Annotated in this window: 15 protein-coding genes; 10 read left to right on the top strand and 5 right to left on the bottom strand. The window is 63.1% G+C overall.

Annotated elements, in window-relative coordinates; all coding sequences use genetic code 11:
- Positions 1–83: 83 nt before the first annotated feature.
- Positions 84–1,835, top strand: a complete 1,752-nt coding sequence (locus ACIX9_RS02280; protein ID WP_013578859.1) for a putative bifunctional diguanylate cyclase/phosphodiesterase — start codon at positions 84–86, stop codon at positions 1,833–1,835.
- 57 nt (positions 1,836–1,892) lie between these two features.
- The gene (locus ACIX9_RS02275; RefSeq protein ID WP_013578858.1) at positions 1,893–3,524 is read left to right on the top strand and encodes an alpha-amylase family glycosyl hydrolase; all 1,632 of its coding nucleotides are present in this window, start codon (positions 1,893–1,895) and stop codon (positions 3,522–3,524) included.
- Between the two features lie 138 nt (positions 3,525–3,662).
- Here the strand turns inward: ACIX9_RS02275 and ACIX9_RS02270 are convergent, their stop codons facing one another.
- Both ACIX9_RS02270 and ACIX9_RS02265 read right to left on the bottom strand, forming a co-directional pair.
- A complete protein-coding gene (locus tag ACIX9_RS02270; protein ID WP_013578857.1) occupies positions 3,663–4,166 on the bottom strand; it encodes a GNAT family N-acetyltransferase in 504 nt (167 codons plus the stop codon).
- A 2-nt stretch (positions 4,167–4,168) separates the two neighbouring features.
- The gene (locus ACIX9_RS02265) at positions 4,169–5,077 is read right to left on the bottom strand and encodes a LysR family transcriptional regulator (protein ID WP_013578856.1); all 909 of its coding nucleotides are present in this window, start codon (positions 5,075–5,077) and stop codon (positions 4,169–4,171) included.
- A gap of 152 nt (positions 5,078–5,229) precedes the next feature.
- Between ACIX9_RS02265 and ACIX9_RS02260 the strand changes: the two genes are divergently transcribed.
- The 3 genes from ACIX9_RS02260 to ACIX9_RS02250 are packed head-to-tail and all read left to right on the top strand — an operon-like array spanning position 5,230 to position 11,205.
- Positions 5,230–8,418: an efflux RND transporter permease subunit gene (locus tag ACIX9_RS02260; RefSeq protein WP_013578855.1), complete on the top strand. Its 3,189-nt coding sequence runs from the start codon at positions 5,230–5,232 to the stop codon at positions 8,416–8,418.
- A gap of 4 nt (positions 8,419–8,422) precedes the next feature.
- Positions 8,423–9,736, top strand: a complete 1,314-nt coding sequence (locus ACIX9_RS02255) for an efflux RND transporter periplasmic adaptor subunit (RefSeq protein ID WP_013578854.1) — start codon at positions 8,423–8,425, stop codon at positions 9,734–9,736.
- Positions 9,733–11,205 carry an efflux transporter outer membrane subunit gene (locus ACIX9_RS02250; protein ID WP_013578853.1) on the top strand — a complete coding sequence of 491 codons (1,473 nt, stop codon included), beginning with the start codon at positions 9,733–9,735 and terminating at the stop codon, positions 11,203–11,205. The genes ACIX9_RS02255 and ACIX9_RS02250 overlap by 4 nt, the downstream gene beginning before the upstream one ends.
- A gap of 134 nt (positions 11,206–11,339) precedes the next feature.
- Here the strand turns inward: ACIX9_RS02250 and ACIX9_RS26235 are convergent, their stop codons facing one another.
- Entirely contained in the window at positions 11,340–11,540 is a 201-nt protein-coding gene (locus ACIX9_RS26235; RefSeq protein ID WP_013578852.1) for a hypothetical protein, read from the bottom strand.
- 111 nt (positions 11,541–11,651) lie between these two features.
- Here ACIX9_RS26235 and ACIX9_RS02240 point away from each other — a divergent pair, with 111 nt between their 5' ends.
- Together ACIX9_RS02240 and ACIX9_RS23395 are read left to right on the top strand one after the other, a co-directional pair.
- Positions 11,652–13,388, top strand: a complete 1,737-nt coding sequence (locus ACIX9_RS02240; protein WP_013578851.1) for a rhamnogalacturonidase — start codon at positions 11,652–11,654, stop codon at positions 13,386–13,388.
- 353 nt (positions 13,389–13,741) lie between these two features.
- Positions 13,742–14,491: a DUF4339 domain-containing protein gene (locus ACIX9_RS23395; RefSeq protein ID WP_013578849.1), complete on the top strand. Its 750-nt coding sequence runs from the start codon at positions 13,742–13,744 to the stop codon at positions 14,489–14,491.
- Here the strand turns inward: ACIX9_RS23395 and ACIX9_RS27265 are convergent.
- A complete protein-coding gene (locus tag ACIX9_RS27265) occupies positions 14,488–14,613 on the bottom strand; it encodes a hypothetical protein (RefSeq protein WP_269744686.1) in 126 nt (41 codons plus the stop codon). The genes ACIX9_RS23395 and ACIX9_RS27265 overlap by 4 nt on opposite strands.
- A gap of 33 nt (positions 14,614–14,646) precedes the next feature.
- Between ACIX9_RS27265 and ACIX9_RS24440 the strand changes: the two genes are divergently transcribed.
- Together ACIX9_RS24440 and ACIX9_RS02225 are read left to right on the top strand one after the other, a co-directional pair.
- Positions 14,647–15,063, top strand: a complete 417-nt coding sequence (locus ACIX9_RS24440; protein WP_083808362.1) for a hypothetical protein — start codon at positions 14,647–14,649, stop codon at positions 15,061–15,063.
- A gap of 31 nt (positions 15,064–15,094) precedes the next feature.
- Positions 15,095–15,430, top strand: coding sequence for a DUF2752 domain-containing protein (locus ACIX9_RS02225; protein WP_013578847.1), 336 nt, complete (start codon positions 15,095–15,097; stop codon positions 15,428–15,430).
- A gap of 151 nt (positions 15,431–15,581) precedes the next feature.
- Here the strand turns inward: ACIX9_RS02225 and ACIX9_RS02220 are convergent, their stop codons facing one another.
- Positions 15,582–16,124: a bactofilin family protein gene (locus ACIX9_RS02220; protein WP_013578846.1), complete on the bottom strand. Its 543-nt coding sequence runs from the start codon at positions 16,122–16,124 to the stop codon at positions 15,582–15,584.
- Between the two features lie 278 nt (positions 16,125–16,402).
- On the opposite strand from ACIX9_RS02220, the gene ACIX9_RS02215 reads away from it, so the two are divergent.
- Positions 16,403–17,104 (top strand): hypothetical protein, encoded by a 702-nt coding sequence (locus tag ACIX9_RS02215; RefSeq protein WP_013578845.1) that lies wholly within the window; start codon positions 16,403–16,405, stop codon positions 17,102–17,104.
- Positions 17,105–17,153: the final 49 nt, after the last annotated feature.

The raw sequence follows: 17,153 nt of genomic DNA, 5'->3' as shown, positions 1-17,153 counted from the left end.
AACGAATATCTGCCCTGAGTTTCACTGGATGATTCGACCAGCTTGATTGATGTATAAGTCGTACGGTTTGAAACTGGGTTCCCATGGCAGAGCAGGACAATACATTTCGCATGCACCTGTCAGGCCCCGGGCCTCTGGATGTGACGCACTTCTCCGGCACTCGCCGCGACGCGTTGCCCGGAGCGGACTTCCTCTTTGAAGAGAACCCCCTCGCCATGTTCGTCTATGACAAGGCAAGCCTGCGACTCGTCGCCACCAACGCCCGCGCCCTGGACCAGTACGGCTACACGCGCGAAGAGTTCCTCGCCCTCAGCCTGAACCAGTTACTCAACGATCCCGCCCCCATCGTGCATGATCCCTCCGCAGAAAACCTGCTGGCATCCTCAGAGCGCGTCGAGCGCCATCGCACCAAATCCGGCGGAAGCCTGACCGTAGAGGTCCGCGAGCGGCAGGCGCTGGCCGAAGGCCGAACCCTCTGCCTCGTCGTCGCCATGGACATTACGGAGAATAAGAAGGAGCAGGCACGCTGGCAGACCATCGCCATGCAGGACTCGCTCACCGGCCTCGCCAACCGCATCTCGCTGGAGGAGCGCGCCCGCCAGGCGTTGATCACCGCGCGCCGCAACGGTCATCGCGTCGCCATCCTCTGCATCGATCTCGACCGCTTCAAACAGATCAATGACTGGTACGGACACTCCATCGGAGACGAGTGCCTCAAGGAGCTGGGCAGCCGCCTCACCCGCCGTCTGCGCGGCATGGATGTGGTCGCACGCGTCGGCGGAGAGGAGTTCACGGTCGTGCTCGCAGAGGTGGAAAGCGCACAGTCCGCCATGATCGTCGCCAACTTCCTCCTGCAGGCCATCGGCAAGGTCTTTGAAGTCGAGAACCACACCCTCACCATGGGCGCGAGCATCGGCGTCGCCGTCTATCCCGACCACGGCACCGAAAGCGATGAGCTCCAGCGCCTCGCCGACCTCGCCATGTATCGCGCCAAACGTGCAGGCGGCAACCGGGCCTTCATCGCGCAGGAGAGCACAGACCCATACGTCGATGATGGCTCGCACATGGAAGCCTGCATCCGCACCGCACTGGCAGAAGAGACCTTCCAGCTCCACTACCAGCTCGAGTACCGCCCCAACGGCACCGTCCGCGGTATGGAGGCGTTGCTCCGCCTCCCGCGTCAGGGCGGCGGCTTCATTGAGCCGGACCGCTTCATCCCCGTCGCGGAAGAATCCGGCCTCATCTATCCCATCGGCTACTGGGTTCTCGCCCAGGCCTGCCGTCAGTTGAAGATGTGGAACACCCCCGGACGCGAGCCCATGCGCATCGCCGTCAACGTCTCGCCCCTCCAACTCCTGCGGCCCGACTACGCCGTCTCCGTCATGAACGTCGTGCAGGAGTGGGGCATCGAGCCAAGCTGGCTCGAGCTCGAAATCACAGAGCGCGTCGTCGTCAACTTTGACGAGGTCGCCAAGGGCATGCGCCTCCTCCACAGCCAGGGCATCCGCTTCGCCATCGACGACTTCGGCACCGGCTACTCCTCCCTCCAGCACCTCAACCGCCTCCCCATCTCCACCGTCAAAATCGACCGCTCCTTCGTCAATCGCATCTGCGACGCCAACGGCAGCTATCCCATTGTCGAAGCCATCGTCGCAATGGGCCACAGCCTCAAGATGGAGGTCATCGCGGAAGGCGTAGAAAAGCGTGAGCAACGCGCGGCGCTGGAGCGCATCGGCGTAGACGGAATGCAGGGCCACCTGCTCGCCCGCCCAGCCTCCATCGACGAGATCGAAGCGATCCTCGGTCTCTCGGCGCACCCGGACGGAACCGCCTAGTACTGAAGTTCCGCTCCTCTATGCCCTGTCCGTTATGTCCCGCATCCAACCAAAACGATGAGTGAACATTGCAAGCTCTGGTGGCGGGACGGGGTCATCTACCAGATCTACCCCAGGTCGTTTCAGGATTCCAACGGCGATGGCGTCGGCGACCTCGCAGGAATCTCCAGCCGCCTGGACTACGTCGCCACGCTCGGCGTAGACGCCATCTGGATCTCGCCCTTCTATCCCTCGCCCATGGCGGACTTCGGTTACGACGTCGCCGACTACACCGGCGTCGATCCCCTCTTCGGCACCATCGATGACTTCGACGCCCTCCTCGCCGGCGCGCACGCCCGCAACCTCAAGGTCATCCTGGACTTCGTCCCCAATCACACCTCGGATCAGCACCCCTGGTTCCTCGAATCCCGCAGCTCCCGCGATAACCCCAAACGAGACTGGTACCTCTGGCGCGACGGCAACGAAGGCCGCGTCCCCAACAACTGGATGTCCAACTTCGGCGGCACCGCCTGGACCTACGACGAAATCACCCGTCAGTTCTACTACCACTCCTTCCTCACCCAGCAGCCAGACCTCAACTGGCGCAATCCGGAAGTCCGCGCCGCCATCTTCGCCGCCATGCGCTTCTGGCTCGATAAGGGCGTAGACGGCTTCCGCATGGACGTCCTCTGGCTCCTCATCAAGGACGACCAGTTCCGCTCCAACCCGCCCAACCCCGACTTCAACGGCGGCTCGTCCTTCTGGTCCATCCTCCCCACCTACACCGCCGACCAGCCCGAAACCCACGAGATCGTCCGCCAGATGCGCGCCCTCGTCGACGAGTACTCCGAGCGCGTCCTCATCGGCGAGATCTACCTCCCCATCGACGAGCTCGTCCGCTACTACGAACCCGGCGACACCGCCTCCTCCGGCTACCTGGAAACCCCGCACCTTCACGGCGCGCAGCTTCCCTTCAACTTCCACCTCATCCAGACCGCATGGCAGGCAGACCTCATCGCGGAGCTCATCCGCAGCTATGAAGCCGCCCTCCCCCCCGGCGCATGGCCCAACTGGGTCCTCGGCAATCACGATCAGCACCGCCTCGCCACCCGCATCGGCGCAGCCCAGGCCCGCGTCGCCGCCATGCTCATCCTCACCCTGCGCGGCACCCCCACGCTCTACTACGGCGACGAACTCGGCATGACCGACGCCACCATCACCCCCGACCAGGTCCAGGACCCCGCAGAAAAGAACCAGCCAGGTCAAGGCTTCGGCCGCGACCCCGAACGCTCCCCCATGCTCTGGGACGAGACCCCCAACGCCGGCTTCACCTCCGCCCCCACCCCCTGGCTCCCCCTCGTCGACGAACACGTCCGCATCAGCGTCACCGCCGAAGAAGCCGCCCCGCGCTCCTTCCTCCACCTCTACCGAGCCCTGCTCACCCTCCGCAGCGCCACCCCCGCCCTCCACTGCGGCACCGTCACTGAAGTCATCTCCCCCAGCGAAGTCCTCACCTACACCCGAGCCGGTGAAGCCGAACGCTACCAGATCCACCTCAACTTCACCAACGAAACCAAATGGATCGACTCCCCCAAAGGCACCCTCATCCTAAGCACCTACCTCGACCAGCAGGACCGCCCCTGGATCGAATGGATGCAACTCCGCCCCAACGAAGGAGTAGTCATCAAACTGAACGAGTCGCCTCAATAAGAAAAAGCCTGAGTTGATAAGTATTGATAAAAGCGATCAAAGCTAATCAAGCGAAAACCCGGCAGTTGCTTCTATCAGTCTTGATCGCCTTTATCAATCTTGATCAACTCAGGCCGTTCGCCTGGTGTGGCCACAACTTCACCCCAGCCGTTTTTCATAGCAAAGCACCCGAAGCCCCGGCCTGAAGCTAAGCCCAATCTCCCCATCCAGCCGATACCCCAGCTTAGGAAACAGCCGCTGCGTCACCGCATTATCCTTACTCGTATCCACCCTTAGCACTCCAATCCCACGCTCCCGAGCCACCGTCTCCCCAAGCTCCATCAGCGCCCTCGCGATCCCCCGCCCCTGAAACGCCGGGTCCACCGCCAGCCGATGCACCACGATCGCCGTCTCCGTAATATCCCACCCCACCTCCGCATACTCATGCTCCTGGTCGGTCGTAATCGCGGCAACTCCCGCAATCACCCCATCGATCTCCGCCACCCAAAGCTGCCCCAACTCCACATCCCGCCCAAACACCTCGGCGTTCGGATAAACATCATCCCACTGCGTGTTGCCGCCCGCCCGCATCCCCGGCACCACCCGCCGAACCAGCCCCATGACCGCCGAAACATCCTCCATCGTCGCCAACCGTACCGTCATCTTCAGTTCCCCGCACTCTTTCGTATCCGTTCCTTATTCTCCCGCACCAGCTTCAAAAACGACTTCACCACCGGCCCCTCATTCAGCGGGTTCCACACCAGAGAGAGCCCCACCTTCGTGATATTCGGCTCCAGTTCACAGAACACCAGCCCCGGCGGACGGATATACCGCGCCCCGGAAGGCACCAGCCCGATCCCCTCGCCCGCCTCCACCAGCGTCATCACCCCGGACCACGTCGAAGAACCGTTCACGATATTCGGTGAAAACCCATGCGACGTACACAGCGCAATGATGCTGTCGAACAGTGCCGGAATAAACGGCCGCTCGCACAGCACCCACCGCTCCGCCGCCAGATCCTGGATCGTCACCGGCCCCTTCGCCAGCGGATGCTCCTTCGGCATCACCACCACGATCGGATCGTTGTAAAGCGGCTCAGACCGGAAGAGCTTGTCATACGGAGCCACCAGCGGGCGCGTAAACCCAATGTCGAGCTGCCCACTCTCCATCGCGGCCATCTGGTCGTGTGCGTGCATATCCATCAGCGACAGCTTGATGTTCGGATGAAGCTTCCGGTAGTCGCGAATGATCCGCGTAAAGAATCCGCCCGCCCCCCACAGAAAGAACCCGATCGCCAGCGTCCCTTCCTGCCCCAGCAGCGACCGCCGCGTTAGATCCACCGTCCGCTCCGCCGCCAGCAGTGTCTTCTTCGCCTCTTCCAGAAAGATCTCGCCCTGCCGCGTCAGCCTGGTCGAGCGTTGACTACGCTCCAGCAGCGCCCCGCCGATCTCGTGTTCCAGGTCCGCCACCTGCTCGCTGATAGCTGATTGCGAGACATGAAGGTGTCGTCCAGCCTCGCGAAAAGTCCCATACTCCGCAACTGCACAGAAGTAACGTAAGTGGCGTAGTTCCATAACAGGATTGTCTCCTGATCGGTCTTTCCGTTCAATAGCGCCGGAAATTCCTGTGAAACCTTACGTCATTCTGTGGTGTCCTATAACTACGGCTTATCAGGCCCCAACCCGGCGGTTTCTCGCGCTGGGAGAGGAACGAGGAATAGCCACTCATGTGGATTGTCAAAATAGCGCTTAGCCGACCGTACACCTTCATCGTGCTTGCAATTCTGATCTTGATCGCTGCCCCGGTCATCATCCTCAATACCCCCACGGACATCTTCCCGGCCATCAACATCCCGGTCGTCTCCGTGGCCTGGCAGTACACCGGCCTCAACCCGGAAGAGCTCGAAGGCCGCCTCACCACGCCGTACGAGAAGGCGCTCACCGTGCTCGTCGATAACATCCAGCACATTGAGTCCACCACCGTAAACGGCCAGGTCGTCGTCAAGATCTACCTGCAGCCCGGCGCGTCGCTCGATACCGCCAACGCCCAGGTCACCAGCTCCGCCCAGTTTGAGCTCCGCCAACTGCCTCCCGGCACCCTGCCTCCGCAGATCATCAACTTCTCCGCCTCGTCGGTGCCCATCCTTCAGCTCGGACTCTCCGGCGCAGGGCTCTCAGAGCAGATCCTCAACGATACCGGCCTCAACTTCGTCCGGCCCGCACTCGTCACCGTCCCTGGCGCCGTCGTGCCCAACGTCTATGGCGGCAAGCAGCGCTCCATCATGGTCAACCTGGACCCCAAGAAGCTCCAGGCCCAGGGCTTGAGCCCGCAGGACGTACTCAGCGCGATGGCCACCCAGAACGTCACGCAGCCCTCCGGTACCGCCAAGATCGGCATGGATGAGTACGACGTCAAGCTCAACTCCGCGCCCGTCTCCATCGCCGGCCTCAACGATCTACCCCTCAAACAGGTCAACGGCACCACCATCTACGTGCACGACGTCGCCAACGTCTCCGACGGCTCCATCCCGCAGACCAACATCGTTCGCCAGGACGGCAAGCGCGGCGTGCTCATCACCATCCTCAAATCCGGCAGCGCCTCCACTCTTTCAGTCGTCAGCCAGATTCGCGGACTGCTGCCTCAGTTGAAGCTCACCCTGCCGCCCGCACTCGTCATCACCCCCATCAGCGATCAGTCCGTCTTCGTACGCGCCTCGGTCGTCGGCGTCATCCGCGAAGCCATCATCGCCGCCATCCTCACCGGCCTCATGATCCTGCTCTTCCTCGGCTCATGGCGTTCCACTATCATCATCGCCATCTCCATCCCACTCTCCATCCTCTCCTCCATCATCGTCCTCGGCCTCATCGGCGAGACCATCAACATCATGACCCTCAGCGGTCTCGCCCTCGCCGTCGGCATCCTGGTCGACGACGCCACCGTCACCATCGAGAACATCGAGCGCTACCTCGAAGAGGGTAACGAGCTCGAAACCTCCATCGTTGAGGGTGCCGCACAGATCTCCGTCCCCGCCCTCGTCTCCACCCTTTGCATCTGCATCGTCTTCACGCCCATGTTCTTCCTCTCCGGCGTAGCCCGTTACCTCTTCGTGCCTCTGGCCGAGTCCGTCGTCTTCGCCATGCTCGCCAGCTACATCCTCTCCCGTACCCTGGTCCCCACCATGGCGATGTACCTGCTCAAAAAGCACGATCATCATGCCGTCCCTTCGCGCAACCCTCTCGCCCGCTTCCAGCGCGGCTTCGAGCGCAACTTTGAAAAGCTTCGCGCCGGCTATCAGAACCTCCTCAACAGCCTCATCGTCTCCCGCAAGGTCTTCGTTCCGGCCTTCCTGCTCCTTTGCCTCTGCGCCTTCCTGCTGATCCCGTTCCTCGGCCAGAACTTCTTCCCCGCCACGGACACCGGCTCCTTCATCCTGCATCTGCGCGCACCCTCCGGAACCCGTATTGAAGAGACCGCCAGGCTCTGCGATCTCGTCGAGCAGCAGATCCGCAAGACCATCCCCTCCGCCCAGGTCGATAACATCCTCGACAACATCGGCCTCCCCTACTCCACCCTCAACTTCCAGCACGCCACCTCCGGCCTCATCGGCGCGGGTGACGCGGACATCCTGGTCTCGCTGAAGGAAGATCACACCGCCACCGCCGACTTCGTTCGCACCCTCCGCTCCAATCTCCCCAAGGAGTTCCAGGGCACCACCTTTTACTTCCTGCCCTCGGACATCGTCACCCAGATCCTCAACTTCGGCCTGCCCTCGCCCATCGATGTCCAGATTGAAGGCGCGGACATCCGCGGCAATCGCAAGGTTCTCGATAAGATCCTCGGCGAAATGCGCACCGTTCCCGGCCTCGTCGATCTCCGCGTCCAGCAGCCCGACGACTACCCCACCTACGACATCAACGTAGACCGCACCAAGGCCTCACAGGGCGGTTACAACGAGAAGGATGTAGGCGGCTCCGTCGTCAACATGCTCTCCGGCAGCACCCAGCTTGCGCCGCAGTTCTACTGGAACACCAAGAACGGCGTCGTCTATCCGCTCGTGGCCCTGACCCCGCAGTATCAGATTCAGAGCCTCAACGATCTCCGCAACATCCCGCTCTCCTCCGCCAACGCCAAAAAGCCGGAGATCCTGGCGGATGTCGCCTCCATCCAGCGCGGCACGGAGATGGAGGTCGTCAACCACTACAACATCCATCGCGTCGTCGATATCTACGGCAACGTCCAGGATCGCGACCTCGGCTCCGTCTCCAAGGAGATTGAGACCATCGTCGATCGTAACCGGAAGCTCCTCCCCAAGGGCAGCCTCATCCGCGTTCGCGGTCAGGTCGATACCATGCGCAGCTCTTACTTCGGACTCATCTCCGGACTAGGCTTCGCCATCGTCCTCGTCTACCTGCTCATCGTCGTCAACTTCCAGTCCTGGCTGGATCCCTTCATCATCATCACCGCGCTCCCCGCCGCGCTCGCAGGCATCGTGATGTTCCTCTTCATCACGGGAACTACACTCTCCGTCCCCGCGCTCATGGGAGCCATCATGTGTATGGGTGTCGCCACCGCCAACTCCATCCTTGTCGTCTCCTTCGCCAAGGAACGTTTCGAGCATCACGGCGACGCACTCGCCGCCGCGCTCGAATCCGGAGCCACGCGCTTCCGTCCCGTCATGATGACCGCACTCGCCATGATCATCGGAATGATCCCCATGGCGCTCGGGGCTGGTGAAGGCGGTGAACAGAACGCGCCGCTCGGACGTGCCGTCATCGGCGGTCTCAGCGCCGCCACCCTCGCCACCCTGGTCTTCGTTCCGTCCGTCTTCGCCCTGCTCCACGGTCGCCGCAAATCCAGCGCCGTAGCCACAGCCACCCAGGACGCAAACCCGCATCACGCAGCCGCCGGAGCCTAAAACTATGAACGCCATCAACGAAACTGCCCCGCCCCTCGATCCTCAAAACGCGCACCAGACCCACGTCGCAGACTCCCACGGAGATCGCCTCGACACCCAGCCTGAGACCAGCCCCGCGCCCAACCAGCCCAACCTCAAGGTTGATAACAGCAAAGGTCTCGGCGGCTCCATCTGGGCCACGCTCGCTGTCGTAGCCATCATCGTCATCGTCGTCATCGCCTACGGCATCCTGCATCGCAAGGCCGAAGAGCGAAAGCTCGAGCACACGACCGTCGAAGCCTCCGTTCCCATCGTCGCCGTCATCCATCCCTCCGGCAACCGCCTCGCCAACGAGCTCTCACTCCCCGGCGCGACCCAGGCCTACGTCGACACCCCCATCTACTCCCGCACCAACGGCTACCTCAAGCAGTGGTTCTTTGACATCGGCGCGCACGTCCATCGCGGCCAGCTCATGGCCACCATCGAGACCCCGGAGGTCGACCAGCAACTCCAGGTCGCACAGGCCGATCTCAAGAGCGCCCAGGCCAACCTCGATCTCGCCAACACCACCCAGACCCGCTACCAGAACCTCCTCAAGTCCAACTCCGTCTCCAAGCAGGAGACAGACGAAGCCATCGGCAACGCGCTCGCCAAGAACGCCGCCGTCGAAGCCTCCCAGGCCGCCGTCCGCCGCCTCCAGCAGCTTCAGTCCTTTGAGAAGATCTACGCTCCCTTCGACGGCATCGTCACCGCCCGCAACACGGACGTCGGTGCCCTCATCGTCGCAGGCCAGGAAGGCAACGGAGCCAACGCACGCGAGCTCTTCCACCTCGCCGCCATCGACCGCATCCGCGTCTTCGTCTCCGTCCCTGAAGCCGACACCGCCGCCATCGTCGACGGCGAACACGTCTCCCTCACCAGCGACCAGTTCCCCGGCCGCAGCTTCGACGGCGTCGTCACCCGCAACGCAAACGCAGTCGACCCCTCCACCCGCACCCTCAACGTGGAAGTCGACGTCCCCAACTCGGCCGGAACCCTCCTCCCCGGGGCCTACGTCTTCGCCCACTTCAAACTCTCCAGCCACGGCCAGTACCTGACCCTGCCCTCCAACACCCTCATCTTCCGCTCGCAGGGCCTCCAGGTCGCTCTCGTACGCGATGGCCGCGTCCATCTCGTTCCCGTCACCATCGCCAGCGACGGCGGCGAGATCGTCGAAATCTCCTCCGGTGTCACCGCCACCGACCAGGTCATCACAGACCCCTCCGACTCCATCGCAGACGGTCAGCAGGTCACCATCGCCGGCCAGCAGGGACCCCAGGAAAACGGAGCAGCAAAGTGAACGCCACAAGCAGTCGCCAAACCGCAGCACGAGCAGTCCTCCTCGCAGCCGGCCTCTCCCTCACCACCGGCTGCATGGTCGGGCCAAAGTACGTCAAGCCCACCGTCCCCACCTACCAGGCACCCGAGACCTTCAAGGACGCCTATAAAGAGTCGGACCCCAACTGGCACCCCGCCACCCCCGCAGACGCTGTCCTCCGTGGCGACTGGTGGAACATCTTCCAGGACCCCGAACTCAACAAGCTCGAAGTCGAAGCCGGCATCCAGAACCAGTCCCTGAAGTCCGCCGCAGCCCGTTACGACGGCGCACGCGCCCAGATCGGCATCAACCGCGCCGACCTCTTCCCCACCATCGGCACCGGACCCAGCGCCGGCGGCATCCGTTACTCGGACCAGCGTCCCTTCTACACCCCCAGCGGCTCTACGCCCGGTCAGGGCACGGTCGCCCTGCCCCTCACGTTCAACTATGAAGTCGACCTCTGGGGACGCATCCGCCGCACCGTCAACATCGCCAAAGAAGAAACCCAGGCCTCCGCCGCCGACCTTCAGGGAGCCCAGCTCTCCATCCAATCAGACCTGGCCGTCGATTACTTCGAAGTCCGCAGCTCCGATGCCCAGTACAAGCTCCTCGCCGAAACCATCAAGGACTACCAGGAAGCCCTCCGCATCACCACCAACCGCTTTGAAGGCGGCGTAGTCCCGGAGTCCGACGTCTTCCAGGCAAAGACCCAGCTCCAGGCCGCCATCGTCCAACAGCACGACGTCCTCGTCCAGCGCGCCAACTACGAGCACGCCATCGCCGTCCTCGTCGGCCAACCGCCTAACAGCTTCTCCGTCCCCGTAGCCCCGCTCGAAACCAAGCCGCCCTTCATCCCCTACGGTCTCCCCTCGCAGCTCCTCGAGCGCCGCCCCGACATCGCCGCAGCCGAGCGCCGCGCCCATGAAGCCAACGAGCGCATCGGCATCGCACGCGCAGCCTACTTCCCTACCCTCTCCTTCAACAACAGCTTCGGCCTCCAGGCCAACACCCTCGGAAGCTTCTTCTCCGCCGGCAATCTCGCCTATACCCTCGGACCCGAACTCGACGAGACCCTCCTCGACTTCGGTCGTCGCCGCGGCATCTCCAACCAGGCCATCGCCGGCTACCAGCAGTCCTCAGCCGACTATCGCCAGACCGTCCTCACCGCCTTCCAGCAGGTCGAAGACAATCTCTCCGCCCTCCGCATCCTCACAGACGAGCAGGAGCAGCAGCGCCAGGCCACTGAAGCCGCCCAGGGCGCACAGAACATCTTCAACAACCGCTACGTCGGAGGCCTGGACACCTACCTCCAGGTCGTCACCGCCCAGCAAACCGCCCTCCTCAACGAACGCAACGACATCGACATCATGCGCCGCCGCATGGACGCAAGCGTCCTGCTCATCAAGGCCCTCGGCGGAGGCTGGTCCACCGCCAACCTCCCGCCACTCTAAAGCAGCCCAACACGGGTGCCCCATCCTCAGACGACGGTCTCATCGTCGGATAGGGTGGGGTATCGTTTGCGGAAGCAAACGACGCCCTTAACCCCTCCCAGCCCAACCATCTCCGTGTCCCATTCATCGCAGCACTATCGCGATGAGTGGGAAAGCACGCTCTCACCCAGCCAAGCAGTTGCCAAGCAGTTGCCGCTGCCGTTGCCGCTGCCGTTGCCGCTGCCGCTGCCGTTGCCGCTGCCGTTGCCGTTGCCGTTGCCGTTGCCGTTGCCGTTGCCGTTGCCGTTGCCGTTCGGATTAGAGGGGGCCTTTAGGCCCCCGTCAAAGGCCCACACACAAAAGGGGGCTTTAGCCCCGGGCCGTTGCCTCTCCCCACCCTCCTATCCGCATTACGCCCTCCCTCATCCAGAAACAATTCCCCCATCGCTCTGGTAGCATGGCTGCCTATGAACTCCGCCCGCCGCGACCTCCTCAAACTCTCCCCGTTAGCTCTCGCCGCCCTGGCCCCCGCAACCTCGTTCGCCGCACCCCGCACCCCCACGAACTCCCCCCTCTTCTTCGACATCCGCACCTTCGGCGCAACCGGCTCCGGCAAGTCACTCGACACCCCCGCCGTCAACGCCGCCATTGAAGCCGCGGCCGCAGCCGGCGGAGGCACCGTCGTCTTCCCTGCCGGCACCTGGCTCTGCTTCTCCATCCGCCTCAAAAGCAACGTAGCCCTCTTCCTCTCGCAGGGCGCAATCCTCCTCGCCGCCGAATCCCCCAAACCCGGCGAAACTACCGGCCAGCTAGGCGGCACCTACGACCCCGCCGAGCCGCAGGGCGACTTCGAGCCATTCCAGGACTACGGCCACAACCACTGGCACAACTCCCTCATCTGGGGCGAAAACATCCACAACGTCTCCATCTCCGGTCCCGGCCTCATCTACGGCAAGGGCCTCAGCTACGGTGCCGGACCCGGCCGCCCACCCGGGACCATGCCCCGCCCCGGCTTCGGCCCTGAATCCGGCCTCGGCCCCGACGGCAAACCGCGCGGCCAGCTCTCCGCCCAGCCCGTCAACCAGGCCCCCCGTCCCCCACGTGGCGACTACCCCATGTACCAGGCCGAGCAGCCCGGCGTCGGCAACAAGGCCATCGCCCTCAAAAACTGCCGCAACGTCCAGTTCCGCGACTTCTCCCTCCTCAAAGGCGGACACTTCGGCCTCCTCCTCACCGGCGTCGACAACCTCGTCATCGACAATCTCACCATCGACACCGACCGTGACGGCATGGACATCGACTGCTGCAAAAACGTTGTCGTCTCCAACTGCTCCGTCAACGCCCCCTGGGACGACGCCATCTGCCCCAAGTCCTCCTTCGCCCTCGGCTTCAATAAACCCACCGAGAACATGACCATCACCAACTGCATCGTCACCGGTTGGTACCAGCTCGGCTCCGTCCTCGATGGCACCTTCAAAAAGATCCCCGCCGACGCACCCCGCGTCACCCGCAACGGCCGCATCAAGTGCGGTACCGAGTCCAACGGCGGCTTCCGCAACATCACCATCTCCAACTGCGTCTTCGAAGGCTGCTACGGCCTCGCCCTTGAATCCGACGACGGTGCCCTCTGCGAAGACATCGCCATCACCAACATCACCATGCGCGATTGCGTCAGCGGCTCCCTCTTCTTCCGTCTCGGCAACCGCCTCCGCGGCCCCAAAGACTCGACCAAGGTCGGCACCATGCGCCGCATCCTCGTCTCCAACGTCACCAGCTACAACACCCTGCCCAAGTTCTGCAACATCCTCTCCGGCATCCCCGGCTACCCCATTGAGGACGTCAAGATCGCCAACGTCTACGCCCACTCGCTCGGCGGAGGCACTTCCGAAGACGCCGCGCTCGTCCCCCCGGAAGCAGCCGACAAGTACCCCGACCCCGGCATGTTCGGACCCATGCCCACCCAGGGCTTCTTCCTCCGCCACATGAAGAACCTTGAAATGTCGCACATCGAGATCGCCTCCGCCACCCCGGACGCCCGCCCGTCCTTCTACCTGGATGACGTAACCCGCGCCGATTTTCTAGCCATCACAGCCCCCACCGCCACCCCGGCCTTCGCCCTCCACAACGTAACCGACCTCCGCATCCACCTGAGCCGCGCCGCAAAAGACACCATCCTCCCCACCGCCAACAACCAAACCCTCTAACCCCTCCGACGAAACCCTTCAAGGGGTCATTCAGAGCGCAGCGGAGGAACCTGCCGTTGCCGTTCGGATTAGAGGGGGGCTTCAGCCCCCCGTCAACGAGCCGAAGAAACCCCGGGCTTTAGCCCCGGGCCGTCTCTCCCCCGCCCAGAAGAGGGGTGCCCCATGTCCCGATTCTGGGACGTGGGTTCCACAAATCTCCATTCGCCCCTCATTGGTTGTCATCCCGAAGGGGATCTGCTTTTACACGCGCCCCTCACCCCATTCAAAAAACAAAATTGCCTCAACCCGCCCCCCCGTGTTTTCATCGGTGACGTACCCCCAACCCATCCCCGCCCGCATCCAGGAGCTCGTCCATGCATTATCAGATCTCCCGTAACGGCCAGATGTACGGTCCTTACACCCTTGAAGACCTGCAGCGCTACGTCGTCAGCGGCAACGTCCTTCCCACCGACCTCGCCAAAAGCGAAGAAATGTCGGAATGGCTCCCCGTCTCCGAGATCCTGGCCGGCCGCACCACTGGCTTCAGTTCCGGAGCCCCCGCCCCCGCCTACTCCGCCCCCGTCTTCACCCCGGCCTTCACCCCCAACCCCGGCGCACCCCAGTTCAACCCCGCCGCAGCCGCCTCCCAGTACCCCGACGCCCCCAACCTACACTGGGGCCTCGTCCTCCTCTTCGGCTTCCTTACCTGTTCCTTCTTCATGATCATCTGGAACCTCGTCGTTGCCGCCTGGCTCAAGCGCGTCCAGCCCAACGCGACCTCCATGATGTACTACATCGGCTTCGTCGTCCTGACGGTCCTCCAGATCTTCTTTGGCGGCTTCAACGGCTTCCACGACGCCATGATGATGCGCCACAGCGGCGTCCACTCCAGCTTCCACCCCGTCGCAGGCCTCATCGGCCTCTCCGCCTGGGTCGTCAAGCTCATCGCCCGTTACAGCCAGCGAGCCTCCCTCGAAGAGCACTTCAACGGCCCCGAACCCGTCGGTCTCCGCCTCAACCCCGTCATGACCTTCTTCTTCGGCGGCGTCTACTTCCAGTACCACCTCAACCGCATCAACCAGATCAAAACCGCCGCCCGCTACGGAGCCCCCGGCCCCCTCTAACCACAACGGGTGCCCCATCCTCGGACGACGGTCTTCTCGTCGGACAGGCCGGGGCCCGGCAGACGCTTTTGTCTGTTGGGGTGGAGGGTGGTGCAGTCGATTCCGGCAGCAATCGACTGCACCTAACCTCCCGCCCCACCGCTCCTGGATTTGGTTTGTCATTCCGCAGCGAAGCGAAGGAACCTGCTTCTGCCGTTGCATTTGCATTTGCCGCTGCCGTTGCTTTTGCCGCTGCCGTTGCATTTGCCGCTGCCGTTGCATTTGCCGCTGCCGTTGCATTTGCCGCTGCCGTTGTATTTGCCGCTGCCGTTGCTGTTGCATTTGCCGCTGCCGTTGCATTTGCATTTGCCGCTGCTGTTGCATTTGCCGCTGCTGTTGCATTTGCGTTTGCCGTTGCTTTTGCGTTGCCGTTGCCGTTGTTTTTGTTTTTGTTTTTGTTTTACGGTCGTCATTCTGAGCGAAGCTCAGAACCTCCGTATTGGTTTTGGCTGTTGCCGTTGCAGTTGTCGCTGCCGTTCTCGGACCGCCCGAACCTCTTCCGCGCCCCATTCATCGCAGCCTCACCGCGATAAGTGGGAAGTAATCTCTCAGACGCCCACCGAAATGACCCGCCCCCTCACCATCGCGGCCACCCTCCTCACAACCGCAACCCTCTACGCCTACCCCCCAGAAACCACCTCGTTCTACCCCGTCTGCCCCATCCACGCCTTAACCGGCCTCCTCTGCCCCGGCTGCGGAGCCACCCGAGCCCTCTCCGCCCTCCTCCACGCCCACCTCACCCAGGCCTGGCACCTCAACCCCCTCATCATCGCCCTGCTCCCCTTAGCCCTCGCCTACGCCACCCTCATCCTCATAAAAAACCACCCCCCCAAAATCCCCCCACCCCTCATCTACACCCTCCTGGCAATCACCACAATCTTCACCATCACCCGCAACTAGCCGTATACAACCAATAAAAAAATCAGCTTTGATCGCTTTTATCAATCCTGATCATTTCAATCTTTTCGCCAGGAACCAGCACACTCCCCACGCGCCAAACGCAGAAAAGCCCCGGCAAAGATCACCGGGGCCAGTCCAAATTTAGAGCGATTTAGCTGCTGACAGCCACAGGCTCCGGCTTCTCAGCCGCAGCGGGGGTTGCAGCGGGCTTCGCATCACCGGCACCCGGCTTACGGATGTCGATGCCGCCCTTGAAGAACGCGCCGTCTTCGATCGAAATACGCGCCGCAATGACATCGCCGGTCAGCGAGCCTTCGCTGCGGATATCCACACGGTCGGACGCATGGCAGTTGCCGCGCACCTTACCGAGCACGACGATCTCGCGTGCCATGATGTTCGCCGCCACCTGGCCGTTACGGCCCACGGTCACGCGGTTTCCGGGCAGGTTGATCGCGCCTTCGACCTTACCGTCGATGTACAACGACTCCGAACCCGAAAGCTCACCCTTGACGATCAGGCTCTTGCCGATCGTCGCCTGCTCGCCCGATGCCGGCGCGTTCGACGCAGCCGAGACGCTCGGGGCCGCGGGACGTGCTGGGGCAAGAGGGCTGTTGTCAAAGCTGGCCACTGGAGGGGTCGACGGGCGCTGCGGCTCCGGCGTCTGAGGGGTGCCGGGCTGATTGGGCTTCCACATAGTTCTTAATTCCTTCCTTTGCTACGAATGTGTCCGCTCGCCTGGGACTGAGCCACGCGCGGTTCGCGTTGCCGTATTGCGGCATCCGCGCTAAGACCACAATACTACTTTGGTGGTGTGCGTTTCGTGCAAATCTGCGACGTTCACAGCCTTCCGCACCAACAATCTTCCAGGGGGTGCCAGAGTTGCCATCAACCCGCGAATTTCTTGCCCCCTCCCCTTCCAAACCCCGGAATTTTCTTCTTGCACACGCCCACCGACGCGAATACCGTCGCCCCATGCAGATCCTCCCTTCCGCTCTCGTGCCTCTGCTGCTCGCCATCCCTTTCGCAGCCCAACCCGCCCCCGCCAAGCTCGCCAAACCCCCAAAGCTCCACGTCGTCACCCTCGGCCCCCTCCGCAAGGTCCCCTACACCCCACCCGACACCACCCCCGACGAAAAAAACGAAGACACCACCACCCTCAAAATCCGTCCCCTCATCGTCGACGAGCGCCAGCGCGAGTGGACCATCGGCGAGCCCCACGACGTCACCGACCGTTCCTTCACCATCCGCCGAGCCCTCCGCCTCAACGACGCCCTCCCCGCCGACCGCGAGCCCCGCTGGGTCTGGCAGCCCGGCCCCTGGCTCCTCGTAGACCGCCAGACCGGCCACATCACCGCCCTCCACCTCCCGGACTTCGACCCCCTCGTCTCCAACGCCGTCTGGTTCCGCGACTACGCCGCCTACTGCGGCACCTCCACCGCCGTCAAAGGCGGCCTCTTCGCCGTGGTCGCCCAGCTCGGATCACGCCGAGCCATCGTCCAGCGCCTCATCGGCCCCTGGCCCCAGCCCAACCACTTCATCCCCGTCTGCCAACCCGCCACCTGGCAACGCCTCCCCGTCCGCGTCACCCTCAAACCCACCGGCGGAGACCCCATGACCTTCGACGTAGTTGGCCTAAGCTCCCTCATAGAAGAAGCCGACACCCCAGACCAATAGCCTTTGCCTTTCCTCCGCGTTCTCGCCTTTCTCTCCGTGCCCTCCGTGA

Origin of the sequence: Granulicella tundricola MP5ACTX9 (genome assembly GCF_000178975.2) — a bacterium.
In the GTDB taxonomy this organism is placed as follows: domain Bacteria; phylum Acidobacteriota; class Terriglobia; order Terriglobales; family Acidobacteriaceae; genus Edaphobacter; species Edaphobacter tundricola.
Note: the sequence above shows the minus strand (reverse complement) of the source record. Positions and strands in the feature narration are given on the sequence as shown.